This is a genomic window from Paenibacillus peoriae KCTC 3763, assembly GCF_000236805.1.
GTDB lineage: Bacteria > Bacillota > Bacilli > Paenibacillales > Paenibacillaceae > Paenibacillus > Paenibacillus peoriae.
In genome coordinates this window covers 609,595-634,170 of record NZ_AGFX01000041.1, presented here as the reverse complement: position 1 = coordinate 634,170, position 24,576 = coordinate 609,595, and the positions used below count along the sequence as shown (strand labels likewise).

Sequence of the window (24,576 nt, the reverse complement as noted above, 5' to 3'; positions counted from 1 at the left end):
AAAAAATAAGCTGACCTGATTTCTAAACAAAAGAGTATCCACCAAAGTCCATGCGGGCGGGGATGCTCTTTTTTTATAACTCATATGATGGCAACGCTTGCGATGAAATGAATCATAGCGCAATAAACGGCACACTTTGGTAGAATAAAACATAAAGTATTTAACAGCATAGATCTGACTTAAAAACGGGGGGTACATAACGAGCAATGAAGAAGATTATTGATGTAGCCAAGGAAGCAGGAATTGAAGAAGAGCATTTGGAGATGTATGGAAAGTATAAAGCGAAGCTGAATCCGTCCCTGTGGGAGCAGTTAAAGGATCGCCCGAATGGAAAGCTGGTACTCGTTACGGCGATGAATCCGACTCCGGCGGGAGAAGGAAAAACGCTAACAACCATCGGGTTGTCACAGGCGTTGAATGCACTTGGACATAAAACCGTTGCTGCACTGCGTGAGCCGTCCCTTGGACCTTGCTTTGGTATGAAAGGAGGAGCAACCGGGGGAGGACAGGCCCAGATTGTTCCAGCAGACGATATTAATCTGCATTTTACAGGTGATATACACGCGATTTCGGCAGCACATAATTTGCTGGCAGCGATGATTGATAACCATTTGTTTCATGGAAATGCTTTGCGGCTGAAGCCGGAACGGATCATGTGGAAACGGGCTGTAGATATGAATGACCGAAGCTTGCGTAGTATTGTTACCGGATTGGGTACAGGGAATGGAGCGGTGAGAGAAAGTGGCTTTCTGATTACCTCGGCCTCGGAAGTGATGGCAGTATTATGTCTAAGTGAAAATATGAACGATCTTAAAGCGCGATTGGGCCGAATGGTGATTGGATATAACGAGGCGGGTGAAGCGGTAACCGCCGAGGAACTGCACGCGGTGGAGGGCATGGCTGTGCTGCTCCGGGAAGCATTGAAGCCCAATCTGGTACAAACGCTGGAGGGAACGCCGGTCATCGTGCATGGCGGACCTTTTGCGAATATTGCACATGGATGCAGCAGTCTGATCGGTACAAAGCTGGCTTTGAAGCTAGGAGAGGTGGTCCTCACAGAGGCTGGATTCGGGGCCGAACTGGGAGCGGAAAAGTTTTTTGACATCAAGTGCCGCCAGTCCGGATTGCAGCCAGATGCGGCTGTATTGGTCGTCACCGCGAAAGCGCTGAAATACAACGGCGGTGTCTCCAAAAACGAGCTGGATGCGGAAAATCTGGAGCAATTACAGCTTGGCTTAGCCAATATGAACCGACATATTCGGAATTTACAAAAGTTTGGCGTGCCTGTACTGGTAGCGATTAACCATTTTGCAACAGATCATGAAGCCGAACTGGAGCTCATTCGGGCAGAATGCCGCAAGCTGGGTGTACCTGTCGAGTTGTCCCAGGTATGGGCGCAGGGAAGCCGTGGGGGAGAACGCTTGGCTCAAAGCCTGTTGCACATGCTTCAGGAGGGCAAAGCCCGTTTTGCACCTCTCTATGATACTGCGCTTGACCTGCAAGCGAAAATTGGCGTCATCGCCAAAGAGCTTTACGGTGCGGCAGATGTAGTATACAGCCCTGCGGCTAAACGGGCGTTGTCCGGTATGGAGCAGCTTGGCTTCGGACAATTGCCTGTGTGTATGGCCAAAACACCATATTCCTTTTCAGATCAGCCGTCCCTGCTGGGTGCCCCGGAGGGCTTTACGATTCACGTTTCCAGTGCTTCTTTATCCGCAGGCGCAGGCTTTGTGGTAGTGGAAACGGGCAATACCATGACGATGCCTGGACTGCCCAAATCCCCGGCCGCCGAGCATATGTCGCTGGAGGCCGATGGAAGCATTCAGGGCCTGATGTAGTATTTTACAATCGGTCCTCATTCGTCGGAGAGACCAGCCTGACGGGCGATTTCACGTAAAGGCCGTTTGCATTCCGGTAGCCGCCGCTTGGTATGATTCAAGCGCAGCTCAGTAAGGGAATGCAGCGGCCTTTTTTGCCTGCTCGGCAAGTTAAAAGCCTATCCTCTAATAAAGAGGATAGGCTTTTATGCGGTTCTTGATATCAGAAATATCATGGCATGGTAGATGGCTAGATTTAAGAAATTTTTTGTAGATTGTTAAGCGAATAGGTGCGGCCACCACTTGTAGTATAAAAATAATTGAATGGACTTAAGAACTCACAAACTTGGAATTTGTCCAAATCAATAACGATGTAATTAGGACCATACGAAAAATCAGCATGCCCTGTTCCAAAGGTTCTCGGAGTTTTAAGACCAGAAGGATCGGTGTAATCCATAATGTGCGTTACATCTCCCTCTACATTACGATAATAGCTATTACTATAGAGCCATGATCCCTTACTGATATCAATCAGTAATGCATTTGGAGCGGAATATGGTGCACTACTGGAGAATGACCCCAAATATACGCCCTTTACTTCAGCTACTGTCATGCTCATATCTCTAGCGGAATATCCATTTGAGGTATACCATGTTTCGTGATTTTCCCATTTGAGTCCTGTCAAAATATTATCTCCGTTGCTGCGGATTGTTGAAAGATTATAATACAAAACGACTCTGGAAAGGTCAGCTGTGCAATTGATGATGGCAGAAGCTCCCGATGGATTCGAAGCATTCCACATCAATTTATAGTTGCCTCTTTCGTTACCTGTTGCAGAACCAATTACAATCGCATATTTTCCTGCCGGGATATTAATGTATGAGTGACCTCCGTTTGCTTTAACACCCCATCCAGTAGAACTGCCTAACGAGCCGTTGGCATTGACATTGTACAGAACAGCCAACAGATTAGAATTGCTGGAATCCAGCTTTAGGAATGAAAGCTGCTTTGCAGTGAGAGAAACCACATAAATATCAAATGACTCACTGAGAGTTCCATCTCCTACAAATACAGGGTCGGAGATACCCCATACGCTTTGCGGTTCAACGGTTCTTCTCTGGGGAGAATCTGTAGAAATCTTTTTCGCTTCGTTCGGAGATATTTCATCTAGGTTGTCAAATTTTTGAGTATCCATTGCAGAATACGATGTAGAGGGCATGGATTGAATTTCTGTTGCATTCTGCGCCTCTTCCGTAGCCACTTGCGGTGTTGTTTCATTTGCCGCGAAAACGGGAACTACTGAAACACTGTACATGAGCAGTATCGCCAAAATATAACTAACGCTTTTTTTAGCAAATTTCATATTGTTCTCCTCTCACGATTTATATACTATATTTTTTCAACATTTTCTTTTGTTGCATGGAAGAGGTAATGCCCACCGTGTCAAAATTACGCTGAACAGCTTTCACGCTTATTAAAGATTGCAATCGGTTTATGGTTTGTGACAGAGGGGACTTAACTGGCATTACTCCACCACTATGCAGGTTAGATTTTCCGACGTACATAATCATCTCTGCGATACATAACATAAAAGTCTATTTCACTCGCATACTCCTTTCGTAGTTTTGGTTATAAGTCAATCGTTTCTTCTGTTGTGTCTAGATTATCAAGCAGTACAGAAGAAACTTCAAGGGAATGGCGTAGAGAGTATGTTGATGACGTAAACAGCATGAAATGCGAATAAGCCTCCGTCCGGACAAATATACTAAAAGAGGGTGCCGCAAATCAGCCATAAATTGGCTGTTTCGCGACACCCTTCATTAATTTGGTCATGTATTCATAGTATTCACTCTAATACATCATCTGAGTATACCTCAAGCAGGTTATTAATATAATTTCTGCTCACGGGAAGATTGATAATCTCATGACCATTGAAAATGTCCACGGAATATGGATAAGTTATTTTTATTCTGTAGATTTTAGATTTTGAAATCACATATGACCTATGTATCTGGACAAAATTCTCACAGCCTAATAACTGCATAACTTTATTTAATGCTCCTCTAAGATGGATTTCCTCTTTTGTTGTATGATAGATTATTGTATGATTGTTCACTTCCACAAAAAATATATCACTTTGACGAACACTATTTATCGTGGACTCTGCTATGATATTAAATACTCGTTCCGGTTTTTTTTGCTTCACTACTCTATCCAAGAATAGCGAAAGTCGCTTCTCGTCAATAGGTTTTTTTAAAAAGCCCATTGCTTCAACTAAATATCCGTCAATAGCACGAGCAGAATCAACTGTAACAAAAATGATGGGCACCCGATTCCCCATTTTCCGGATATACTTTGCTGTAGTCATTCCATCAATATCTTCACTACTTAGCGAAATATCGAGCAATACTACGTCTATATCTATATGAGCATTAAGATATTGGATTAATTCCTGAGACGAATAAAAATCAGCACATTGCAACTCTATATTTTTATTTAAAGCCCACTGAAATATAGACGCTTTTAACGCATCGCGCCAATAACATTCATCTTCACAAATTACGACTTTCACGGCATACCACCTCCTTCATTTGTACAGTTAAGATACAAGTGTTGAAAATCCACGGTCGGTGGCTACAGCCTGCGGCGCTTTGCCGAATTGCTTGATATGTGATTCTATGGCGGGGACGAGCAATTCATCGTCAGACGGGTTTCCTTCATAATACGGCGTAGCCGGTGACGAAGCCGCTTTCCTTCTCGTCGATTCGCACCTTGTATCCGAACTCCGTAACTTTCTTAATCGGCCTTGCTTCCGGGTCAAAGAAACTGACAATACAGCCCGCAATGATTCGATTCCCGGAGACGACCTGTTTGACTTGTTCCAGCGGCTTTCCGGTAAGCGTAGCCCGCCGCTCCAATTTTACTTTGCTTTGCTGAACAGCGGCTTTACCCTTGTCTTGCAACCCTCAATACTCAATGGACAAACTTGGCCAGTGAATCCGATTTTGTACAAAATAAGCCTCATGTGTTTTTGGCTTGTACAGCCTTCAACATTCTATTGATTTGTCGTTTTTTATGGTATAGAATACCTCTTTTATACATTTGAAAGGGGTTTTGAAATGTCATTGTTTATTACATATGTTTTACTAGGCTTCTCGATAGCACTACCTGTAGGTACCATTACGGTTGAAATGACGAAACAAGGGCTCAAGAATGGATTCATGCATGGATGGATTGTGGGCCTTGGAGGGATGACCATCGATTTATTATTAATCATTGGTTTATATTTTGGACTGGCCTCTGTCTTGTCATTACCTGTTGTACAGGTGATCATGTGGCTCATTGGAGCTATATTTTTGTGCTACGTGGGGTACGACAGCATTAAAAATGCGGATCATGATATTGCGCTGGAAGGAGAGAATAAGACGAAATCATTATTTTCTTCCTATAAAAATGGGCTGCTTGTAGCTGTTTCACCAGGGAATTTAGTGTTCTGGGTGAGTGTTTTTGGGACTGTGCTGGCAAGTTCATTTGATCGGTCAAATACAAGTCAATTCTTGATTGTTGGCTTAGGTATTTTGTTTGGTATTCTTATCCATGATTTAGGCTTGATGACCCTTGTAGCGACAACACGAAAGGCCATGAATCGAACCGCCATCAAGTGGGTTACGATCAGCGCCGGTGTGGTTTTGATCGGTTTTTCGGTTTATTTCCTGTATGAATTTGTTATCGGTCTCCAAAAGATTTTATAGCGTTCACGATATGCTCAGCTTGTCATGCCAGTCTGCATAAATCGAACAAGTTCTTCATAGACATGTACTAATTCATTTAAAACATGTGCTGAAGGGGTTGATGACATGCGCCGGATTTCATGGATGCTTGCCATGGTCATGTGTGTAACGCTGCTGCTGGCCGGGTGCGGCAAGAAGAGCGCGGACGATGTGGTTAAAGATTTGAGTGACGTGGTGAGCGACTTGAACAGCTACCACGGTACAGCTTTGATGACGCTGCATACCGGCGACACGCCGCAGGAGTACAAGGTGGATATTTCCTACCGCAAGCCGTCCTATTACCGAATTGCCATGACAAACGAGAAAAAAGATGTTACGCAGATCGTGTTGCGCAATGATGAGGGTGTATTTGTACTAACACCCAGCCTGAACAAGAGCTTCCGCTTCAAAAGCGACTGGCCGAACAACCAGGGTCAGGTTTATTTGTATGAAACGCTGGTTCGCAGCATTATCGGAGATGCCTCTCGTCAACTGGCAACCGATGATAAATCTTATGTGTTTGATGTGGCGGCCAATTATAACAGTCATGCGTTGGTCAGACAAAAGATATGGCTATCCAAAAGCAACTATGCACCCACTCAGGTACAGGTTTCGGATGCGAACGCCAAGGTCGTCGTTGATCTGAAATTCGATCAATTTGCGTTTGATACGAAGTTCGACAAGGACTCTTTTGATATGGAGCGCAATATGGCTTCAGGTAAAACGAATACGAAGAGTGGAGGGGCGCCATCTTCTGGAGCAGTGGATTCTAGCGGTCAGCTTGATCCTGGCAGTGCAATGGATGGAGCGACTGGCGTGAAGTCCAGCGAACCTGGGAAAGATGAGGGAACAGCAGGAGATCCGACTCAGCAGCAGACTGGGGAAGCGAAGGTGGACGGATCTGCCACAGGCGATACTTCGAAACCGGATACAGCAGCCAGCACGGAGCAGCAGCAAAATCCGGAAGCATCTGATACAGCAGCAACCGGAACGTCGGCGGGCACGGATGCCGCAGAAGCGATGATGGGTGAGTTCGGATTGATCGAACCATCCTATACGCCAGCCGGGGTGCAAATCAAGGATACACCGGAGCTGGAGGAAAATGGTACACATGCGGTGATGTTGCGGTATAGCGGAACGTACAATTATACGATTGTGGAGGCACGGCCGAAAGATCGGGCGGTCGCACTGAGCGCAGGTGAACTGGTTGATATTGGAGGAAGCTTTGCCGTTCTGACAGGTAGCGAGCAGCAGACCCTGACCTGGATGAATGATGGAATCGAGTTCCGAATCACCAGTGCTGACCTGCCTGTGAACGAAATGATACAAATTGCCGCTTCTATACAGGATCAATCGGGTAAATAAAACCTTATAAGACGGATGCAGACGGTCTGGAGTGTACAATGCTCTGCTGCCGCCCGTATCCGTCTTTTGTTCATTCGCGGTCCAAGATGTGCATCGCTTGTATGTCCTGTTCTTTGTAGAGATTGTTAGCGGAGGCTGGCAAACGTCCCCTGCCATTGACAGCCACGTTTCTGAACATTACCATTAACCTTTAGAAGTAAGGACTTTGCAACATTCCGAATGGTAAAAGGTTATGTTACAGGCTAACAATTGAAGAAGGTGACTGGATTTGCAAGCACAGTACAGATCGACCCGGGCCGAAATCAACCTGGATCACCTTGGCGCCAACTATGAAGCTTTTCGCAAGGCATTGCCAGCGGATAAGCTGCTGCTGGTCTGTGTCAAGGCTAATGCCTACGGACACGGTGCCGTAGAAATTTCAAAGGAATTGGAACGCCTGGGTGTGGATTATTTGAGCGTCGCTTTTTTGGATGAGGCATTGGAGCTTCGTCAGGCGGGGATTGGATTGCCAATTCTTGTACTCGGCTATACCTCACCAGAAGCTGTGCAAGCGGCATGGGAGCATGACATTTCACTAACGGTGTTCAGTGAGGAAGTGCTGGAGGGTATCCGCCGGTTGGACCGCAAAGGAAGCGAACGCAAGCTGAAGGTGCACATCAAAATAGACAGCGGCATGGGAAGACTGGGGCTACTCCCCGGAGAAAAGGCTGTTGCCTTTGTCCGGCAGGCCGAGCGGTTAGAGCAAGTGCAGCTGGAAGGCATGTACACCCATTTTGCCCGCGCGGATGAAAAAGACAAAAGCTATACACTGCTGCAATATGATCGGTTTCGGGGCGTGGTGGAAGCGCTAAGGGAACATGGTATTATCATTCCCATTATACATACGGGCAACAGCGCGGCCAGCATTGATACCCCTTCGCTTTCCCCTAACCTGGTACGGATTGGCATCAGTATATACGGACTTTATCCGTCTGATGAGGTGAACCGTCAAGCTATCGAACTGTTGCCTGTGCTGTCATTGAAGACGGCGGTGGTTTATACCAAGACGCTTCCTCCCGACTGGGGGATTAGCTATGGCACCCGGTATGTGACTTCAAGTGAAGAGCAGATCGGTACTTTGCCGATCGGCTACGCGGATGGATACTCCCGCATGCTGAGCGGGAAGGTCGAAGTGTTGATACGCGGACGCCGCGTCCCGGTACTCGGTACAATATGCATGGACCAGTGTATGGTTTCCTTACAATCTTTCGCAGAGGATGCGGAAGAAATTCAAATCGGCGAAGAGGTTGTTCTCATCGGTCAGCAGTCCGGCGAAATGATTGCGGCGGATGAGCTGGCATCCAAGCTTGGTACGATCCACTATGAAGTGATCTGCATGATTGCAGACAGGGTACCGCGTGTATATACACGGGGCAATGTTCCTGTTGTTCGAGTGAATTCGCTTCTTCCAACCGGCTGGAATTAATTTCATAACGTAAATTACCGGAGAAAAGCAGGAGTTTTCGCAGAACGTCCCGAAATATGTACAAAGGAAAGAAAAGAGGGCTATAGCTGTCAAAAAACGCATCAGGCTCCGCTGACACTTGTATTTCGGGGATCAAACGCCTGTACGAAATCGAACTGCGTAGTTTATAATGGAATGCAGCATAGATGATATACGAATATCATATACATTCTCTTGTATTCCGTTTGAATAAATTACCGGGAATAACGTTATAATGGTACAATGGCGACAAGGTTTTGGGGGTGGAAGAGAAGTTGGCCAATTTGCAGAACACCAAAAGAATAATGATCAGTTTGCCGGATCATCTCTTGCAGGAAGTGGACGGGATCGTAGCTATGGAAAATTCCAACCGTAGTGAATTTATTAGGCAGGCCATGAAGCTGTATGTAGGCGAACGTAAAAAACGTTACATTCGTGAAGCGATGCAGCGTGGATACATGGAAATGGCTAAAATTAACTTGACCATGGCATCCGAAGCCTTTCACGCGGAGGAAGATGCAAACAGCACCTTGGGCCGTACAGTTAGCGGGGTGTAATCCATATTGATCGTAAAGCGCGGCGACGTTTTTTTTGCAGACCTTTCACCCGTAGTCGGTTCCGAGCAAGGTGGCGTCAGACCAGTGCTGATCATTCAAAATGATATCGGCAACCGGTTCAGTCCTACCGTGATCGTGGCAGCCATCACCGCCCAGATTCAGAAGGCAAAGCTGCCCACACATGTGGAGATCGACGCGGCAACGCATGGCTTTGATCGTGATTCTGTCGTTCTTCTGGAGCAAATTCGGACGATCGACAAACAAAGGCTTACCGACAAAATCACCCATTTGGATGAAGAAACCATGCGCAAAGTGAGCGATTCGCTTCAAATCAGTCTTGGTTTGATTGATTTTTAGCATATTGGAACGACGAGTGAAACGGGAAAAGGGCAGCGCTTGAGGCGCTGTCCTTTTGCATGTCCGATGAAAATGCAGGCAGGGCCTTGCTTTAACGTCACCTGCTGGCGCTTTGAATCTTTTTTTGTGATAATGAAAGACATGGTGTATGACAAGAGTTGTAAGGAAGAAGGGATAGGTTTGTCTAACGAGGAAACGAAAACGGAAATCGGACAGGGGCCGAACGAAGCAGAACGCCAGGAGCGGATTGTCAAACAAGTGGCGAGAGAGCTGTCGCTGGCACTCAAGCAGATCCGGACAACGATCAGTTTGCTGGATGAAGGAAATACGATTCCTTTTATCGCGCGATATCGTAAGGAAATGACAGGAGAGCTGGACGAAAACCAGCTGCGTGAAATTGAAGACCGTGTGCTGTATTTACGTAATCTGGAGGATCGTAAGGTAGAGGTCATCCGCATCATTGAGGAGCAGGGCAAGCTGACAGAAGAACTTCAAGCCGCTATCACCTCTGCGGTCAAGCTTCAGGAAGTGGAGGATTTGTACCGCCCTTATCGGCAAAAGCGCAAAACCCGCGCGAGTGTGGCGAAGGAACGTGGATTGGAGCCGCTGTCGATCTGGATCTGGGGCCAGCCGAAGCAGAGTGATGCTCTGAAAGAAGCTGAATCCTATGTGAATGCAGAGTTGGGAGTCGAAAGCGCCGAAGCGGCTATTCAGGGAGCTTTGGATATTTTAGCGGAAAATATAGCAGACGATGCGACGATTCGCCAATGGGTACGTCGATATACACTCGATCATGGCATGTTGACCTCCGAAGCGAAGGACGCGGAGCAAGAGTCTGTGTATGAGAACTATTACAGCTATCGTGAGCTGGCTAAGAAAATGCCGCCTCACCGCATTCTGGCGATTAACCGCGGGGAACGTGAAGGCATTCTTAAGGTCGGACTAGAGGTCGTGCCAGATTCGATTTACAATTACATGGCAGGTCAAGTGATTAAAGGCTCGTCTGTTGTGGAGGAGCTGTTGCGCGGCGTCATTGAGGATGCGTATAAAAGACTTATCGCGCCATCGATTGAGCGTGAGGTGCGCGCCGAAATGACGGAGAAGGGCGAGCAGCAGGCCATCTCTATCTTTGCAGGCAACCTGCGCAGCCTGCTGCTGCAGGCTCCGATCAAAGGCCGCCGTGTGCTTGGTGTCGATCCGGCATACCGGACAGGCTGCAAGCTGGCGGCTGTCGACGACACGGGCAAGCTGCTGGAAGTGGCCGTGACCTACCCGACACCGCCGAACAATAAGAAGCGTGAGGCTGCCGAGAAGTTCAAGCAGCTGATTGCCCAATACGACATTGAACTGATCGTCATTGGTAACGGAACCGCTTCGCGCGAGACAGAGCAGTTCGTAGCTGAAGTCATCGCGGAGATTGGCGACAGCAACCTGGCGTACCTGATTGTCAATGAGGCGGGTGCGAGCGTCTACTCCGCCTCCAAGCTGGCACAGGAGGAATTTCCGGATTTGGACGTGGCTGAGCGCAGTGCGGCCTCCATTGCGCGTCGTGTGCAGGACCCGCTGGCTGAGCTGGTCAAAATTGAGCCCAAAGCCATTGGGGTAGGCCAATACCAGCATGATGTATCGCAGAAGCATCTGGATGAAAGCTTGAAGGATGTAGTAGAATCGGCTGTTAACCATGTTGGTGTGGATGTGAACACCGCTTCCCCCGCACTGTTGTCCTATGTAGCAGGAATTAACGCGACGATTGCCAAAAATATCGTCAAGTACCGTGAAGAAAATGGTAAATTTAACAACCGTCGTCAGTTGCAAAAGGTCCCGCGTCTGGGTGCAAAAACCTACGAGCAATCCGTTGGCTTTATCCGTATACCGGGTGGAGAAAATCCATTAGATCGCACGCCGATTCACCCTGAATCGTATGGCGTCGTAGACCGCCTGTTGGCTGAGCTGGGCATCAGTGCCCACGATTTGGGCACGAAGGCTGCGGCGCAAGCGCTGAACGTCTCCAGCATCGAGCGGCTGGCTGTTAAGCTGGAGGTTGGTGTCCCGACGTTGCGGGATATTTTGGAGAGCCTTCAGCGTCCGGGGCGTGACCCGCGTGATGAACTGCCGTTGCCGGTATTCCGCAAGGATGTGCTGAAGATCGAAGATCTGGCACCTGGTATGGAGCTGCAGGGAACCGTCCGCAATGTCATTGATTTTGGTGCCTTTGTCGATATCGGTATTAAAAGTGACGGATTAGTTCATATTTCGCAGCTGCGCAGCGGCTTCGTGAAGCATCCGATGGATGTCGTATCTGTCGGTGATAATGTAACAGTATGGGTGCTGAATGTCGATTTGAAAAAGGGCAGAGTGGGTCTGACGATGAAACCTCCAGCAGAGGCGCAATCACAGGCATAATACTTCCCCAAAAAGCCGTATAATCTTTTTATGAGGGTATTACAAAAGCCGGAATCTCCGAACCACATCGGAGCCTCCGGCTTTCATTTTTGATGCCTTCGCGTTTAGCCATTGTTGGCATCAAACTCTACGCCAGGGGCTTTATGATAAAAAAACCAACAATCGTTTAACAGTTTGATTTGGCGACGGTCCTTTTTGTAAAAGGCCCGCATAAGCTGGTTGCTGAGCCATTGAGGCAAGGCAATCTCCTCCTCCGCGTTGCTTTTGTATGTTTAGCATATGGGATGAGTACCTAAAGTGTGATTCTGAATTGGGGTTAGACTTCGATCGTTATTTTGTAATATGCTTGTCAGTATGGGACAAAGGAGGAGAAAGGCAAGGATGGAGTCCAAGTCCATGAGTAATGAGGAGCTTCAGGAGTGGGTGGAGCATATTTCGCTGGAAAGCTTCGGTGTGCCATTTAAGCATCAAGCTCGCTTCAATGCGCGCCTGTCTTCTACAGGTGGGCGGTATTTTATGAAAAGTCATCATATTGAAATTAATCCACATCAGCTTGCAGCCTACGGACGATCTGAGGTGGAAAAAATTATTAAGCATGAGTTGTGCCACTATCATTTGCATCTGCGTGGAATGGGCCACCAGCATCGGGATGCCGATTTCAAGGCATGGCTGGCCCGTGTAGGAGGAAGCAGGCATTGTCAGACCCTGCCGGGAAGATTGGAGCGGAAGACGCGGCCTTATCGTTACAAACTGGTGTGCGTTTCCTGTGGACAGGAATACTTGCGGAAGCGTAAAATGAATCCACAGCATTACCGCTGTGGTAAATGTGGAAGTAAGCTCCGTTTGTTAGCACTTGACGTCACCCCCTGAATCATGGTAAATTAACCATACTGTATGAATATTTACAGTAATATTCCCTGATAGCTCAGTTGGTAGAGCACTCGACTGTTAATCGAGTTGTCACAGGTTCGAGTCCTGTTCGGGGAGCCATGGAGAGGTACCCAAGTGGCTATAAGGGGACCCTCTGCTAAGGGGTTAGGCTGCGAAAGCGGTGCGAGGGTTCGAATCCCTCTCTCTCCGTTCGTTATTTGTAACAGAAAAGGACGCTCGTATGCATCGGAATGATGCTTGCGAGTGTCCTTTTTGTATATAACCCTTTTTGTCTATAATCCGTTTTGAAAATAACGATGATCGGAAAAATCTATATAAGCCGAACTGGATAATGTACATAATATCGGATTAGGCGGAATGGTGGTGAATTTTCAGCTTACAGTGTCAGCTTCAGCCTCGATAGCTTCAAGTATGCTGAGGAGGGCATGAGCGACCCCATTCTCTATATTGGTCAGGGTAACTTCGGAGCAGACGGCCTTGATGTCGTCTTTTGCATTGCCCATGGCGATGCCCTTCCCTGCCATCGTCAGCATCGAAATATCATTATAGCTGTCTCCGATCGCGACGGCTTCCTGCATAGGGATGCTCAGGTGATCCGCCAGATAACGCAATGCATTGCCTTTGGATGCATCCTTATGCTCGACTTCAAAGTTGTGGTCTGAGGAAATGACCATGTTTAGGGTGCCAAAATTCCGGTAACGCTCACGACCCCGATCCAGCTTGGCTTGATCAAAGGAGAAGCAGAGCACGTTATAAATCTCCACATCCAGTGGAATGTCCTCATATGAGGTGATGCGGATAAGCCCCGCCTGTTCATATTGCTTTTCGGCTGCGTGTAATAAAGTGTTCAGCGAAATATCAGAATTGGCGCTTAGTAGACGGTCCATTTCCACGGCAAGCAATTGATGTCCGTATTGTGGGGAATAAATCGCGCGGTCTGTCATGACCTCATAGTAAAAATCGTTTTCGCGCAGCCAGCTCAACACTTCAAAGGTTTCATCTCGGTCCATGGGTGTAGAGGTTAGCAGGCGGCGTTGTGTATCGTGTACGGTCGCGCCGTTGGCTCCAATGACGGGGGCTGCAAGTCCAGCTTCCTCCAGCTTTGTCCAGGCATCATAAGACGCTCTGCCAGTAGCAATCGCCACTTGGACGCCTTGTTGCTGTGCTTGGCGTATAGCCTCGGCGTTTACTTTACTTATTTTTCCCTCCTCATTCAGCAGTGTTCCATCCATATCAATCGCAAACAGTTTCATTTCTCCATCTCCTGACTTTTTATATCTCTTGTATGGCTCTTGAACTACAGCAGATCGACTTCATTTTTTATGAGGGAACAATAACTTCAATATCATGACGCTGGAGAAGTTCCAGCATATCCGGCTCTGGCAAGCGGTCGGTGATCACAATATTGACTTCGGACAGATCGGCAAAGCGGTAAGGAAATGTTCTTCCGAATTTTGTATGGTCTGCAAGGACAATCACCTGATCTGCCTGTTTCATCATCTGATGCATCAGCATACCGTCCTCTTCATAAATCACACTCAGTCCATGGGCGGCTATACCCCCAACCCCGATAAAGGTTTTGTCTACAAAATGGTGGGACAAGGTGGCAATGACGGAGGAACCGTATACGTATCGGTGTTCTTTTTGCAGGCGGCCTCCCAAGAGATGAATGGAGACACCGTTTTTTCCGGACAGCACGTCAGCTTGATTAATGGAATTGGTGATGACCGAACATTCCTGCACATTTAGTTTTTCTGCGCATGCCTGCACAGTAGTAGAGGAATCCAAAATGATGCGATCCTTGTTTCGTATTATATTGGCGGCCAGTTGACCGATCACTTGCTTTTCCTTAGATAGAGTGAGCAGTCTTTCGTTATAATTTCTAATAGAATCGTGATGGAGTGAAGGGAGAAGGGCGCCGCCGCGGGTACGAATAATCTTCTGATTCTCCTCAAGTTTTACCAAGTCGCGACGAGCTGTATCCCGTGATACATTAAAAATTTCGCAAATATCGTCCACCGAAATACGCTTGTGAAGCTGTAAGTAATCAACGATTTGAAGCATTCGTTCTTCCTGATACATAAGTAAGCTCCTTTGGCATAAATTGATTTCGGTTTCTGTAAGTGATTATAAGTAAATATAAGCGAATTTGCAATAAAACATGCATAAAAATTCTGAATATAATGTACTGAGAGGCAATTCGTAAGTGAATATGCGTTTTATAATCCAGAAAATGTCTTATTTAAAATTTTTAAAATTAAGTATTGCCATTCTCTATTCTATTTGATATACTCTTTCTTGTCGCCAAGTTGGCGTATAAAAATAAGGCCCGTTGGTCAAGGGGTTAAGACACCTCCCTTTCACGGAGGTAACAGGGGTTCGAATCCCCTACGGGTCATTGTTGTCTTGATAGACTACATGTTGCATGCTTAAGAGGAATTCCTGAGGTCTGGTTTAATGGCGGACAGCTTGGATGAACAGCATGAGCCATTAGCTCAGTTGGTAGAGCACCTGACTTTTAATCAGGGTGTCGAAGGTTCGAGTCCTTCATGGCTCACCATTTATTTTTTTGTTATGCGGTCGTGGTGGAATGGCAGACACGCTATCTTGAGGGGGTAGTGAGCGTACGCTCGTGGAGGTTCGAGTCCTCTCGACCGCATCAATGGAATGAACGGAGAAGTCTCTCGCAGTAGAGGCTTTTTTTGTTTGTTTAGTGATGTATGAAGTAATGATTATGAAGAAATAATGATTCCATAGTATAATATAACGCCATAATGTTATAGAATGATAAGTATAAACTTATGAAGTGACGGTGAAAAATATGGACACTCAGCTGTTAGGAAATATATCAGAAAATATTTTGGGCTTGTTTCCGATTGTGAAAAAGAAATTTTTCACCTACGGTCCGCTTGATTTCCCATTGCATTTGTCGCCTAATAACTTTCAGGTATTACTGCTGCTGCGAGAAGTACGTTCGTCTACGGTATCTGATTTGTCCAAACAGCTTAATGTCTCACGTCCGAACATGACTCCTCTTCTGGATAAGCTGGTAGAGCATGGGTTGGCTGACCGCCAGTCGTGTGACTCGGATCGCAGAGTCGTGAATGTGGCAATTACAGAAGAAGGTGACGCTTTTTGTGAACAGGTATTCCGTACCTTTTCCGGTAAAATTCAAGAGAGACTGGTGTATCTGCCGGAAGAAGATTTATTGCACTTGAGTGAAACTTTGAATGAATTGAAGCAGATTTTACTTAAAATTGACAACATTACTCCATAATTGGTGTACATGAGCTGACTAAAGGCCGCCGTTTTCTTCGGAAAATGGGCGGTTTTTGTTGCATATTGTGGTATAATGAAAACCAACATACATAATTCGGCAATTTTGGCACACGTGATCTTTGAAATGGGAACAAGGCACATGATATCGTTATTTGAGAGCCTGCTAGGGTAGGGAGGAAGGGACTTCTATGCAATCTATTTACCAACGTATTGAGCAACTTATCAAGGAACGGGGGATGACCAAAAAAGCGTTCTGCGAGCAGTTGGGTATTAGTACGGGAAACTTTGGAGATTGGAAAAGAGGCAAAACGACGCCAGGCACGAATAAACTCATTGAAATTGCTTCATTTTTTAATGCCAGTCTGGACTGGATTATGCTGGGGCGAGATGTGCAGAGTGAGGTGCTGAAGGAGTCGAGAGACCTTTATTTTTTTGGAGCTTCAGGGCAACTGAATTGCCAGGGGGAGTCGCTTAGCGAGGCGGAAAAGGGCTTTATACTTGAGTATATTGAATTTACTCGTTTTCGTAAAGAGAAAAAACAGGGCAATTCAACTGCCGAATAATGATTTGCTTGAGGTTTAAAATGGAATTTCATTCATAAAAGTTATAGTGTTGGAGGGGAAAATTTTGGGAGATCAAACTATTTATCAGCGGATTGAAGCTTTGATTAAGGACCGGGGAATGACCAAGAAGGCGTTTTGTGAAAAACTCAAAATCAGTTCAGGGAATCTCGGTGATTGGAGAAGAGGGAAAACAACGCCGGGTACGATGCATCTAATTCAGATTTCGGACTTTTTTAACGTATCTCTCGACTGGTTAATGAAAGGAATTAAGCCGGGAGAAGGCGTACTTCAGGAGCAAAAGGCTGCTTATTTTTTTGGGGTGATGGGGCCATTGAATTGCCAGGCAGAAGATCTGGAAGCAGAAGAACAGAATTTTATTTTGGAATATGTTGAATTTGCAAAATACCGTAAGCAAAAAAGAGAGAATAACAAAGCCAATCCGGAATGATCTTCTTGCCCTGAGATTCCCCGGATTGAAAACCCGTAAAACGGACTGGTGGGTTCGAATTACGAGTTTCTTTGGGTTTTAGAGTGGTGATGCCTCCTTATAGTCGTTATCATCAATGTTCAGAATTGCAGCAACTTTTTTTCTGTACCTTTGTGCTTTGCGGGTGCCATGAATCAGATTGGATAAACGTGAAGGCGGAATGTTGTTTGTCTCGCAAAATGTTTTCTGATCCAGTCGAAGTTCGACAAGCCGTTGTTTGATGGCCCACCCGAAGGAGGTGACAGGCATTTTGTTGTTCAAGAGAAATCGCCCCTTACGGATTCTTGCGGAATAATTGGTGTGTTATAATAATCATCAGTAAACATGTTAGAATTAACCATCTGAAACCATGATACACTTTTATACGTGTTTTTACAATCGTAAATACGTTATTTCATCAAATTAATTACTTAATTAAGTGAGAAGTTTGTAAAATCCTGAAGTGCTATGTGACCTGAATCATTCATCTAGAGCCTGTTAACGGTGTGAAATTGCGGTTATGCTTGGATAAAAAAAGCACTCTGCCACTTGGGGAAAGCGGCAGGGTGCTTTTGGTGCTGCAACCGGGTTGGTGAAGCGGGGTATCAGGGGGACGCTGGGAGACGTTTGGACAGGCTGGTGGAGGGAAACATCCTCACTTCATCCAGTCGGCTCTTACGACTCATATAAGGCGGTTGAGTAATGTAGGAACTGGACCAATGTCTGTAAAGCAGCTCTCGCTGAAATGTAGCTGACTCAGACACATTGATTTTTTTCCATGTAGTGAGCAGTTCGTCGGTCATGCGCCCGATGAGAGGATTTTTTTCCTCGTAAGGTGTATTTAGCAGTTTGGAAGCATCCTCAACGCAGAAGGACACGGCTGCGGCTAGATAGCCGTGAATGGTCTGCTCCACATCATTTCCAAGGAGAAAGTTGATCCACGTATGAACGGTAGCGAGTGTGCCAATTGCGCTGTACTGAATGAGTATCGCTTCAAGCTGATCAAATTCAAGCCAAGGATACAGAGCTTTGGCAAGCTTGATCAGGCGCTGACCAGACAGGCGTGACTCTTTTGCGTGTTGTAGAGAGGAGCGTTGGGTATGCAGCATCTTATCAATAAGGGCGATACGCCAACCATCCTCCTGTTGAATGGCGACATACAGGCTTTTGATTGCCATACCGTCAAGCGTTGTGAATTGAGGATACAAGTCGTTCCGCATGTAATGTTCCAGGTCTTGCATACAGGTCAAGCGTCCGTTATGGAATAGTTCCTCCAATCCGTAAGAACGGGTGAAGCCGCCGACGGGTAGGGAAGGGTCTAGTAGTAATGCGTAATTTAGCAAGCGGTTGCCTTTGTGCAGGGTGGTTCGCCTCCTTGAATTGAAAGATTGTGTTATATTATTTAACATTTGAATTGTGAATATTTGAATCATTTAAAGTGTTGTGTAATATATATTCACATTTATTTTGCGTTAATGTCAAATTAAATATTTTTATAGCTCTAATATGTTATTTAATATGACACATTAAATAATTATCGAATTTAGGTTTACAAATATAAGATAAGGGAGTATAATAAATCTGTTGCCTCAAAACATTATGATTTGCGGTCGTGGTGGAATGGCAGACACGCTATCTTGAGGGGGTAGTGGGCGTACGCCCGTGGAGGTTCGAGTCCTCTCGACCGCATTATATGTAAGACACGGTTACAAATAGCGAAAAACAAAAAAAGCATCCTGACACGTTTTGCGTGAAGGGATGCTTTTTTTGTTTTAATCGAATCTTATTTTTCCTGCAAAAGCTTTTCAATATCTCCTGCCAGCTTATCCGGAGTTGTTTGTGGTGCATAGCGCTTAAATACGTTACCTTCGCGTGTGATTAAAAATTTCGTAAAATTCCACTTGATCGCTTTGGAACCTAATACGCCTGGAGCTGTTTTGGTAAGGTAGCGAAATAAAGGGTGTGCCTGATCGCCATTGACATCTGTCTTGGCAAACATCGGAAAGGAAACTCCGTAGTTGATCTGGCAAAACTCCGAAATCTCCTCGCTGGAACCCGGCTCTTGTTTGGCAAATTGGTTGCTGGGAAATCCCAAAATTTCGAGCCCCTGCTCATGATACTGGTCGTATAGCTCCTGTAGCGCTTTATATTGGGGAGTTAGCCCGCATTTACTGGCTGTGTTCACGATGAGCAGAACTTTCCCTTCATATATGGATAACGGGGTTTCTTTTCCTTGCAGGGTTTTGGCACCATATTCATAAACGGTCATGGTATCCCTCCTAATTCGATATTCTACAATTAAATTGTAAGCAATTTTATTAAAGGTTGCAAGCCTGCAATAGATGTAATGAGTTTCTTACTACTGTAAAATCGTATTTTGTTCAAAACGGCAAATTGTGCTGCAAATGGAGCGAATTGCAGTGTTTCTCAGCGTAAAAGCAGGTTCAATCGGCGTTTATCTGGTGTATATAGCACATTTTCTTTCGCTTTTACAAAAAAAGGACAAAACTTCTCCCCTTACGCCAATATTGACATGCCTTTCATTTTCAAAAAGGCATGAAAAACCGAGATTAAAGGAGCTGGGAGAAGCATGGTCATATTGTAAGCGTTATTATTGGTCTTCTGCGCTTAAAAGAACGATTTATAACCCCGCTGGTGAGCTTTACAGTGTTCCTTGCGCGGGTGTATGATTCAAGACGTAATTTCAAATTAATAGGAATGAACAGCAACAAATTATCTTATCGCTGAATTTTGCAGTAGCAAAAACGGGGGAACCAATCGGGATGTATGCGGCTTTGGAAGCCGTAGTCCTATGGGGTGAATTTTCCGGCCAAGTGCCGGAAATAGGGCGACTCTCACGTCCAAATCCGACAGCTAACCTCGTAAGCGTACAGGGAGAGGCAACAAACCGCCGTGTAGCCATGGTTTATTTGATCATGGATATGTAAGAAGCCGGAGGAAAGCCTTTTTCCTTCGGCTTCTTTTTGTTGTCTTTTTATACCGGGAGAGGAGCTACTGATGGAAGGTCGGTTAATTATCGTCACTGCACCGAATGAAGCGGGCAGAAGTTTTGTGAAATTGCTCATGTTCAAAAAACTGGCGTTTGCGGTACTCACCAATAGCGCTCAGGAGGAACGACAGCTCAAAAAAATGGGTGTGGAGCACATTGTGCGCATCAATACGATGCAAGCGGGAAAATGGAATTTTCCCAAAAAAGAAATTGGTAGCGTGTATTTGTTCGAAAACAGTATGAATCTGACTTGCCGTTTCCTGCAAATATGTCGGCCACTGACATCGGGTTTGATCTATGTCATCACGCACGGCTGTAATCCACAAGGTATTTATCGGGGATTGGGAGCGGATCATGTGATCTACACATTGAACGGAGAGGTGGGTTTTCTGCTGAACGGATAAGCGCTTATAACATAGTTGTTTTAGATTTTATGGTTTTATGATGAAGTAAATATGATCTAAGGACCGATACGGGAGGGCTTGAACATGATGGATATATACATGCTGCTCGTGCTGGCTGTGAGTTATGGAGCGATACTGCTATTTGTACGCTGGTGCAATGCGCAGACCTCCAAGGGAGGGCGAAGAGGATGATTGTTGTGCTTGCGCTCACGGCTATGGTATTGGTGTATTTAATCTATGCGCTCCTGAACCCTGAAAAGTTTTAAATCGCTATAAGGGGAAGCGGACAGGAACAGCAGATCCGGTATCACAGGTAGCGGGTTTGGCGCAAACGTGTGCACTCGCTTGCTGGTCTGATTCAGGTCTGTTGTTCCACATGCTCAGGAGCATTTTAAGGAGGAATAGACGATGGAGCTGCTGCAAATTGGAATTGTGATTGTCATATTGCTGCTCTTGGTAAAGCCTGTGGGCACCTATATGTATCATGTATTCTCAAATGAACCGAATCGGACGGATCGTTTTTTTGGTAGAACGGAAAAGCTGATTTATAGGATTGCAGGCTTGAAAAAGCTGGAGAATATGCGTTGGACTACGTATGTTATGAGTTTTCTTGCGACCAATGTCGTGCTTGTGATCATCAGCTATGTGCTGTTGCGTTTGCAAGGAATGCTCCCCGGGAATCCGGCTGGAAACGGCAATATGGAAGCGTCATTGGCTTTTAACACGGTAATCAGCTTTATGACCAATACGAATCTCCAGCATTATAGCGGAGAAAGCGGACTTACGTATCTGACACAGATGGCGTTTGTCACGATGATGATGTTCACTTCGGCGGCTTCCGGATTTGCTGTTGCTGCGGCTTTTATGAGAGGATTGACGCGGCGCGGTGAAGGAATGGGCAATTTTTTTCAGGATTTTATCAAGTCGATTACCCGGATTTTTCTGCCGCTGGCCTTTGTGCTGACACTGGTGCTGGTTGGATTAAAAGTGCCGCAGACACTGCAGCCTACGGCGGATATTACGACGCTGAGCGGAACACAGCAGCAGATTGCTTTGGGGCCCATTGCTTCGATGGAGTCTATCAAGCATTTGGGTACGAACGGGGGCGGTTATGCGGGTGCCAATTCTGCACATCCTTTTGAGAATCCAAGTCCCTGGACGAACGTGCTGGAGATTTTAGCTATGTGGGTAATGCCGGCTTCGCTGCCGTATACCTTTGGCTTGTTTGCCCGTAATCGCAAGCAGGGCTGGATTATTTTTAGCTCGATGATGGTATTGTTCCTGATTTTTCTGTCCATTACGTACGTGTCTGAGAAGACGGGAAATCCGCTGATACAGGCGCTGGGTGTGGATGCTTCTCAAGGAAGCATGGAAGGAAAAGAGGTGCGCTTCGGCATTGGACAATCGGCATTATTCACTGCGGTGACGACAGCAGCGACGACCGGTTCGGTCAACAACATGCATGACACACTGACCCCGCTGGGGGGGATGGCGGCTTTGGGGGAAATGATGCTAAACGTCATTTTCGGCGGTAAAGGTGTCGGGTTGATGAATATGCTGATGTACGCGATTCTGGGTGTGTTTATATGCGGACTGATGGTCGGAAGAACCCCGGAATTTATGGGCAGGAAAATTGAAGGCAAGGAAATGAAGCTGATCGCGATTGCCATTCTGGTACATCCGTTTCTCATTCTGGCGCCGACTGCGCTCGCTTTTATGAGTCATTGGGGGTATGATGCGGTCACAAACCCCGGATATCACGGGCTGACTCAGGTGCTCTATGAATATGCGTCATCTGCAGCAAATAACGGCTCGGGATTTGAAGGTCTTGCAGATAACAACGTATTCTGGAACTTAACAACAGGGGTGGTTATGTTCTTTGGACGATATGTATCCATGATTGCATTGCTGGCTGTAGCGGCTTCGTTGAATGCCAAAGCGCCGACTCCGGTGACGACGGGCACACTGCGCACGGACAACAAGCTGTTTGGGGCCATTCTGATCGGAGTTGTTCTGTTGATTGGTGCGTTGACCTTTTTGCCCGTCATCGTATTGGGGCCTGTAGCTGAATTTTTGACCATGTGATGAAGAATAAGCATGAAGAAGAAATTGAGAATGGATGAACGGGGTGCTTGATCATGAAGGAACAACGTAAACGCATGCTGGACAGAAGCATCTTGAAGCATGCGATCAGGGATAGCTTTATGAAATTAAATCCGATGCTCATGATGAAAAATCCCGTCATGTTCGTCGTGGAGATCGGCACACTGGTTGTGCTGCTGATGCTGCTGTTTCCCGGTTATTTTGGAGCTGACAAGGAAATGGGCTTTAATCTGGCTGTTTTTGTTATTCTGCTGTTCACGCTGCTCTTTGCCAATTTTGCTGAAGCGCTCGCAGAGGGGCGGGGGAAGGCGCAAGCGGCCTCTCTGAAAAAATCCAAGCAGGATACACAGGCCAACAAACTTGTCGGAAATGACATTCAGGTGGTTAGCTCAACAGAGCTGCGTAAAGGGGATATTGTGCTGGTATCCCAGGGCGAGATGATTCCCGGTGACGGCGAGGTTATTGAAGGACTGGCCTCGGTTGATGAATCCGCGATTACAGGGGAATCAGCTCCGGTCATCAAGGAATCGGGCGGTGACTTTTGCTCGGTAACGGGCGGGACACGGGTAGTTAGTGACCGCATTAAGGTGCGGATTACGGCAGAGCCGGGCGAAACGTTTATTGATAAAATGATTTCGCTCGTGGAAGGGGCACAGCGGCAAAAAACGCCGAATGAAATTGCGTTGAACACGCTGCTGATCAGCTTGACGATTATTTTTTTGATTGTAGTGGTCACGCTGGCTCCGATCGCCCGCCATTTTAACATCGATTTGCCTGTACCAGTCTTGATTTCGTTGCTGGTTTGTCTGATTCCGACAACAATTGGAGGGCTGCTGTCGGCTATTGGGATTGCCGGTATGGACCGGGTCACCCAGTTTAACGTGCTGGCGATGTCAGGCAAGGCGGTAGAGGCATCCGGGGACATTAACACGATGATTCTCGACAAAACGGGTACTATCACCTTTGGGAACCGGATGGCAAGTGAATTTGTGCCTGTAGGGGGCGTGGAGAAGACAGAGCTAGTCAAGTGGGCAGCGATGAGCTCCATGAAGGATGAGACGCCTGAGGGGCGCTCGGTGCTGGAATTGATGCGCAAGCAGGAGTACACGCTGGATGAATCCTTGGCGGCAGGCGGAGCCTTTATTGAGTTCAAGGCGGAAACCCGGATGAGTGGTCTGGATCTGTCCGATGGACGAAAGGTACGCAAGGGCGCAGTTGACTCTGTTCGGCAGTGGATCATATCGCAAAAAGGCAGTGTTCCAGCTGATTTGGAGGAAAAAGCGAATCAGGTGGCCTCTGAAGGAGGTACACCGCTGGCAGTCGCGCTGGATGATCAGATATACGGCATTATTTATTTGAAGGATACAGTGAAGCCGGGCATGAAGGAGCGGTTCGATCAGCTCCGGGAAATGGGTATCCGCACGATTATGTGTACCGGGGATAATCCGCTGACTGCCGCTACCATTGCACGGGAAGCAGGTGTGGACGATTTTGTAGCTGAAAGCAAGCCGGAGGATAAAATCGCGGTTATCCGCCGTGAGCAGGAACAAGGCAAGCTGGTGGCTATGACTGGAGACGGCACCAATGATGCTCCTGCGCTGGCGCAGGCGGATGTTGGTCTTGCCATGAACAGCGGCACGGTCGCGGCCAAGGAAGCTGCCAATATGGTGGATCTGGATTCCGATCCGTCCAAAATTATTGAGGTGGTCGCAATCGGCAAGCAGCTGCTCATGACGCGCGGCGCTTTGACAACGTTCAGCATCGCGAATGATGTTGCCAAATATTTTGCCATTATCCCGGCGATGTTCATGCTGGCTATTCCACAAATGGGCGCTTTGAACGTCATGGGGCTTGGCTCTCCGCTGTCCGCTATTTTGTCGGCGTTGATCTTTAACGCGGTTATTATTCCGCTCCTGATTCCGCTGGCGATGAAGGGCGTGAAGTATAGACCAATGAGCTCGGATCGCCTGCTCGGACGGAATCTGCTGATTTACGGCTTGGGCGGTATGGTGGTGCCGTTTGTCGGCATTAAAGCCATTGATTTGCTGGTGCATTTATGGATTTAAGGCAGCCTGTCAAAGGATTCATTTCAGATATAACGGAAGCGG

Annotated in this window: 23 protein-coding genes, 6 tRNA genes, 1 pseudogene and 1 riboswitch; of the genes and pseudogenes, 21 read left to right on the top strand and 9 right to left on the bottom strand. The window is 46.7% G+C overall.

Annotation, left to right across the window (positions count from 1 at the left end):
• The first annotated feature begins 206 nt into the window (after positions 1-206).
• A complete protein-coding gene (locus KQI_RS0124140) occupies positions 207-1,838 on the top strand; it encodes a formate--tetrahydrofolate ligase (protein WP_010349453.1) in 1,632 nt (543 codons plus the stop codon).
• A 235-nt stretch (positions 1,839-2,073) separates the two neighbouring features.
• Here the strand turns inward: KQI_RS0124140 and KQI_RS0124135 are convergent, their stop codons facing one another.
• The 3 genes and pseudogenes from KQI_RS0124135 to KQI_RS28235 all read right to left on the bottom strand — a co-directional run.
• Positions 2,074-3,180 carry a hypothetical protein gene (locus tag KQI_RS0124135; protein ID WP_010349452.1) on the bottom strand — a complete coding sequence of 369 codons (1,107 nt, stop codon included), beginning with the start codon at positions 3,178-3,180 and terminating at the stop codon, positions 2,074-2,076.
• Positions 3,181-3,663: 483 nt separating this feature from the next.
• Positions 3,664-4,389 (bottom strand): LytR/AlgR family response regulator transcription factor, encoded by a 726-nt coding sequence (locus KQI_RS0124125; protein ID WP_010349450.1) that lies wholly within the window; start codon positions 4,387-4,389, stop codon positions 3,664-3,666.
• 39 nt (positions 4,390-4,428) lie between these two features.
• Positions 4,429-4,780: pseudogene (locus tag KQI_RS28235) on the bottom strand (ISNCY family transposase); the annotation flags it as partial.
• Between the two features lie 156 nt (positions 4,781-4,936).
• Between KQI_RS28235 and KQI_RS0124115 the strand changes: the two are divergent.
• The 6 genes from KQI_RS0124115 to KQI_RS0124090 all read left to right on the top strand — a co-directional run bounded on the left by KQI_RS0124115 (position 4,937) and on the right by KQI_RS0124090 (position 11,752).
• Positions 4,937-5,569 (top strand): LysE family translocator, encoded by a 633-nt coding sequence (locus KQI_RS0124115; RefSeq protein WP_010349448.1) that lies wholly within the window; start codon positions 4,937-4,939, stop codon positions 5,567-5,569.
• Positions 5,570-5,674: 105 nt separating this feature from the next.
• Positions 5,675-6,952 (top strand): outer membrane lipoprotein-sorting protein, encoded by a 1,278-nt coding sequence (locus tag KQI_RS0124110; RefSeq protein WP_010349447.1) that lies wholly within the window; start codon positions 5,675-5,677, stop codon positions 6,950-6,952.
• A gap of 268 nt (positions 6,953-7,220) precedes the next feature.
• Complete coding sequence (gene alr / locus KQI_RS0124105; protein WP_010349446.1) at positions 7,221-8,417, top strand: alanine racemase; 1,197 nt, start codon at positions 7,221-7,223, stop codon at positions 8,415-8,417.
• Positions 8,418-8,710: 293 nt separating this feature from the next.
• The gene (locus KQI_RS0124100; RefSeq protein WP_007429334.1) at positions 8,711-8,992 is read left to right on the top strand and encodes a CopG family ribbon-helix-helix protein; all 282 of its coding nucleotides are present in this window, start codon (positions 8,711-8,713) and stop codon (positions 8,990-8,992) included.
• Between the two features lie 6 nt (positions 8,993-8,998).
• Positions 8,999-9,349, top strand: coding sequence for a type II toxin-antitoxin system PemK/MazF family toxin (locus KQI_RS0124095; protein ID WP_007429335.1), 351 nt, complete (start codon positions 8,999-9,001; stop codon positions 9,347-9,349).
• A gap of 180 nt (positions 9,350-9,529) precedes the next feature.
• Positions 9,530-11,752 carry a Tex family protein gene (locus tag KQI_RS0124090; protein ID WP_010349445.1) on the top strand — a complete coding sequence of 741 codons (2,223 nt, stop codon included), beginning with the start codon at positions 9,530-9,532 and terminating at the stop codon, positions 11,750-11,752.
• Between the two features lie 104 nt (positions 11,753-11,856).
• Here the strand turns inward: KQI_RS0124090 and cmpA are convergent, their stop codons facing one another.
• The gene (gene cmpA / locus KQI_RS28370) at positions 11,857-11,991 is read right to left on the bottom strand and encodes a cortex morphogenetic protein CmpA (RefSeq protein WP_007429337.1); all 135 of its coding nucleotides are present in this window, start codon (positions 11,989-11,991) and stop codon (positions 11,857-11,859) included.
• Between the two features lie 142 nt (positions 11,992-12,133).
• On the opposite strand from cmpA, the gene KQI_RS0124080 reads away from it, so the two are divergent.
• The 3 genes from KQI_RS0124080 (at position 12,134) to KQI_RS0124070 (ending at position 12,832) form a co-directional block, all read left to right on the top strand.
• Positions 12,134-12,622: a SprT family protein gene (locus tag KQI_RS0124080; protein ID WP_010349442.1), complete on the top strand. Its 489-nt coding sequence runs from the start codon at positions 12,134-12,136 to the stop codon at positions 12,620-12,622.
• Positions 12,623-12,666: 44 nt separating this feature from the next.
• Positions 12,667-12,742 (top strand) — tRNA-Asn (locus tag KQI_RS0124075).
• A gap of 1 nt (position 12,743) precedes the next feature.
• Positions 12,744-12,832, top strand: a tRNA-Ser gene (locus KQI_RS0124070).
• A gap of 182 nt (positions 12,833-13,014) precedes the next feature.
• On the opposite strand, the gene KQI_RS0124065 is transcribed toward KQI_RS0124070, so the two are convergent.
• Both KQI_RS0124065 and KQI_RS0124060 read right to left on the bottom strand, forming a co-directional pair.
• Positions 13,015-13,896, bottom strand: a complete 882-nt coding sequence (locus KQI_RS0124065) for a Cof-type HAD-IIB family hydrolase (RefSeq protein WP_010349441.1) — start codon at positions 13,894-13,896, stop codon at positions 13,015-13,017.
• A gap of 67 nt (positions 13,897-13,963) precedes the next feature.
• Positions 13,964-14,725: a DeoR/GlpR family DNA-binding transcription regulator gene (locus KQI_RS0124060; protein WP_010349440.1), complete on the bottom strand. Its 762-nt coding sequence runs from the start codon at positions 14,723-14,725 to the stop codon at positions 13,964-13,966.
• Between the two features lie 244 nt (positions 14,726-14,969).
• On the opposite strand from KQI_RS0124060, the gene KQI_RS0124055 reads away from it, so the two are divergent.
• From KQI_RS0124055 to KQI_RS0124030, 6 genes are all read left to right on the top strand, one after another.
• A tRNA-Glu gene (locus tag KQI_RS0124055) sits at positions 14,970-15,041 on the top strand.
• An 86-nt stretch (positions 15,042-15,127) separates the two neighbouring features.
• Positions 15,128-15,203: transfer RNA gene (locus KQI_RS0124050), tRNA-Lys, on the top strand.
• Between the two features lie 16 nt (positions 15,204-15,219).
• A tRNA-Leu gene (locus KQI_RS0124045) sits at positions 15,220-15,302 on the top strand.
• A gap of 162 nt (positions 15,303-15,464) precedes the next feature.
• Positions 15,465-15,920, top strand: coding sequence for a MarR family winged helix-turn-helix transcriptional regulator (locus KQI_RS0124040; protein ID WP_010349439.1), 456 nt, complete (start codon positions 15,465-15,467; stop codon positions 15,918-15,920).
• A gap of 190 nt (positions 15,921-16,110) precedes the next feature.
• Positions 16,111-16,485: a helix-turn-helix domain-containing protein gene (locus tag KQI_RS0124035; RefSeq protein WP_010349438.1), complete on the top strand. Its 375-nt coding sequence runs from the start codon at positions 16,111-16,113 to the stop codon at positions 16,483-16,485.
• 64 nt (positions 16,486-16,549) lie between these two features.
• On the top strand, positions 16,550-16,933 hold the full coding sequence (locus tag KQI_RS0124030; RefSeq protein WP_007429343.1) for a helix-turn-helix domain-containing protein: 384 nt from the start codon (positions 16,550-16,552) through the stop codon (positions 16,931-16,933).
• A 78-nt stretch (positions 16,934-17,011) separates the two neighbouring features.
• Here KQI_RS0124030 and KQI_RS0124025 read toward each other — a convergent pair whose 3' ends face one another.
• Together KQI_RS0124025 and KQI_RS0124020 are read right to left on the bottom strand one after the other, a co-directional pair.
• On the bottom strand, positions 17,012-17,233 hold the full coding sequence (locus KQI_RS0124025; protein ID WP_010349437.1) for a Rha family transcriptional regulator: 222 nt from the start codon (positions 17,231-17,233) through the stop codon (positions 17,012-17,014).
• Positions 17,234-17,556: 323 nt separating this feature from the next.
• Entirely contained in the window at positions 17,557-18,294 is a 738-nt protein-coding gene (locus tag KQI_RS0124020) for an urease accessory protein UreF (protein ID WP_029390321.1), read from the bottom strand.
• A 263-nt stretch (positions 18,295-18,557) separates the two neighbouring features.
• Here KQI_RS0124020 and KQI_RS0124015 point away from each other — a divergent pair.
• Positions 18,558-18,640 (top strand) — tRNA-Leu (locus KQI_RS0124015).
• Positions 18,641-18,734: 94 nt separating this feature from the next.
• Here KQI_RS0124015 and KQI_RS0124010 read toward each other — a convergent pair.
• Positions 18,735-19,220, bottom strand: a complete 486-nt coding sequence (locus KQI_RS0124010; protein ID WP_010349435.1) for a glutathione peroxidase — start codon at positions 19,218-19,220, stop codon at positions 18,735-18,737.
• Between the two features lie 463 nt (positions 19,221-19,683).
• A riboswitch (cyclic di-AMP (ydaO/yuaA leader) is annotated at positions 19,684-19,856 on the top strand.
• A gap of 113 nt (positions 19,857-19,969) precedes the next feature.
• On the opposite strand from KQI_RS0124010, the gene KQI_RS0124000 reads away from it, so the two are divergent.
• The 4 genes from KQI_RS0124000 (at position 19,970) to kdpB (ending at position 24,534) form a co-directional block, all read left to right on the top strand.
• Positions 19,970-20,365 carry a hypothetical protein gene (locus tag KQI_RS0124000; RefSeq protein WP_010349434.1) on the top strand — a complete coding sequence of 132 codons (396 nt, stop codon included), beginning with the start codon at positions 19,970-19,972 and terminating at the stop codon, positions 20,363-20,365.
• Between the two features lie 188 nt (positions 20,366-20,553).
• A complete protein-coding gene (gene kdpF / locus KQI_RS29880; protein WP_081752060.1) occupies positions 20,554-20,631 on the top strand; it encodes a K(+)-transporting ATPase subunit F in 78 nt (25 codons plus the stop codon).
• Positions 20,632-20,773: 142 nt separating this feature from the next.
• Positions 20,774-22,450: a potassium-transporting ATPase subunit KdpA gene (gene kdpA / locus KQI_RS0123990; RefSeq protein WP_010349432.1), complete on the top strand. Its 1,677-nt coding sequence runs from the start codon at positions 20,774-20,776 to the stop codon at positions 22,448-22,450.
• 53 nt (positions 22,451-22,503) lie between these two features.
• Complete coding sequence (gene kdpB, locus KQI_RS0123985; RefSeq protein ID WP_010349431.1) at positions 22,504-24,534, top strand: potassium-transporting ATPase subunit KdpB; 2,031 nt, start codon at positions 22,504-22,506, stop codon at positions 24,532-24,534.
• Positions 24,535-24,576: the final 42 nt, after the last annotated feature.

Excerpts from the sequence above, each read along its gene's own strand:
- KQI_RS0124115 (WP_010349448.1), top strand. The coding sequence starts at position 4,937 with ATGTCATTGTTTATTACATATGTTTTACTAGGCTTCTCGATAGCACTA.
- KQI_RS0124040 (WP_010349439.1), top strand. The coding sequence starts at position 15,465 with ATGGACACTCAGCTGTTAGGAAATATATCAGAAAATATTTTGGGCTTG.
- KQI_RS0124140 (WP_010349453.1), top strand. The coding sequence starts at position 207 with ATGAAGAAGATTATTGATGTAGCCAAGGAAGCAGGAATTGAAGAAGAG.
- KQI_RS0124110 (WP_010349447.1), top strand. The coding sequence starts at position 5,675 with ATGCGCCGGATTTCATGGATGCTTGCCATGGTCATGTGTGTAACGCTG.
- KQI_RS0124065 (WP_010349441.1), bottom strand. The coding sequence starts at position 13,896 with ATGAAACTGTTTGCGATTGATATGGATGGAACACTGCTGAATGAGGAG.
- KQI_RS0124010 (WP_010349435.1), bottom strand. The coding sequence starts at position 19,220 with ATGACCGTTTATGAATATGGTGCCAAAACCCTGCAAGGAAAAGAAACC.
- kdpA (WP_010349432.1), top strand. The coding sequence starts at position 20,774 with ATGGAGCTGCTGCAAATTGGAATTGTGATTGTCATATTGCTGCTCTTG.
- KQI_RS0124060 (WP_010349440.1), bottom strand. The coding sequence starts at position 14,725 with ATGTATCAGGAAGAACGAATGCTTCAAATCGTTGATTACTTACAGCTT.
- KQI_RS0124000 (WP_010349434.1), top strand. The coding sequence starts at position 19,970 with ATGGAAGGTCGGTTAATTATCGTCACTGCACCGAATGAAGCGGGCAGA.
- kdpB (WP_010349431.1), top strand. The coding sequence starts at position 22,504 with ATGAAGGAACAACGTAAACGCATGCTGGACAGAAGCATCTTGAAGCAT.
- KQI_RS0124080 (WP_010349442.1), top strand. The coding sequence starts at position 12,134 with ATGGAGTCCAAGTCCATGAGTAATGAGGAGCTTCAGGAGTGGGTGGAG.
- KQI_RS0124135 (WP_010349452.1), bottom strand. The coding sequence starts at position 3,180 with ATGAAATTTGCTAAAAAAAGCGTTAGTTATATTTTGGCGATACTGCTC.
- KQI_RS0124035 (WP_010349438.1), top strand. The coding sequence starts at position 16,111 with ATGCAATCTATTTACCAACGTATTGAGCAACTTATCAAGGAACGGGGG.
- kdpF (WP_081752060.1), top strand. The coding sequence starts at position 20,554 with ATGATTGTTGTGCTTGCGCTCACGGCTATGGTATTGGTGTATTTAATC.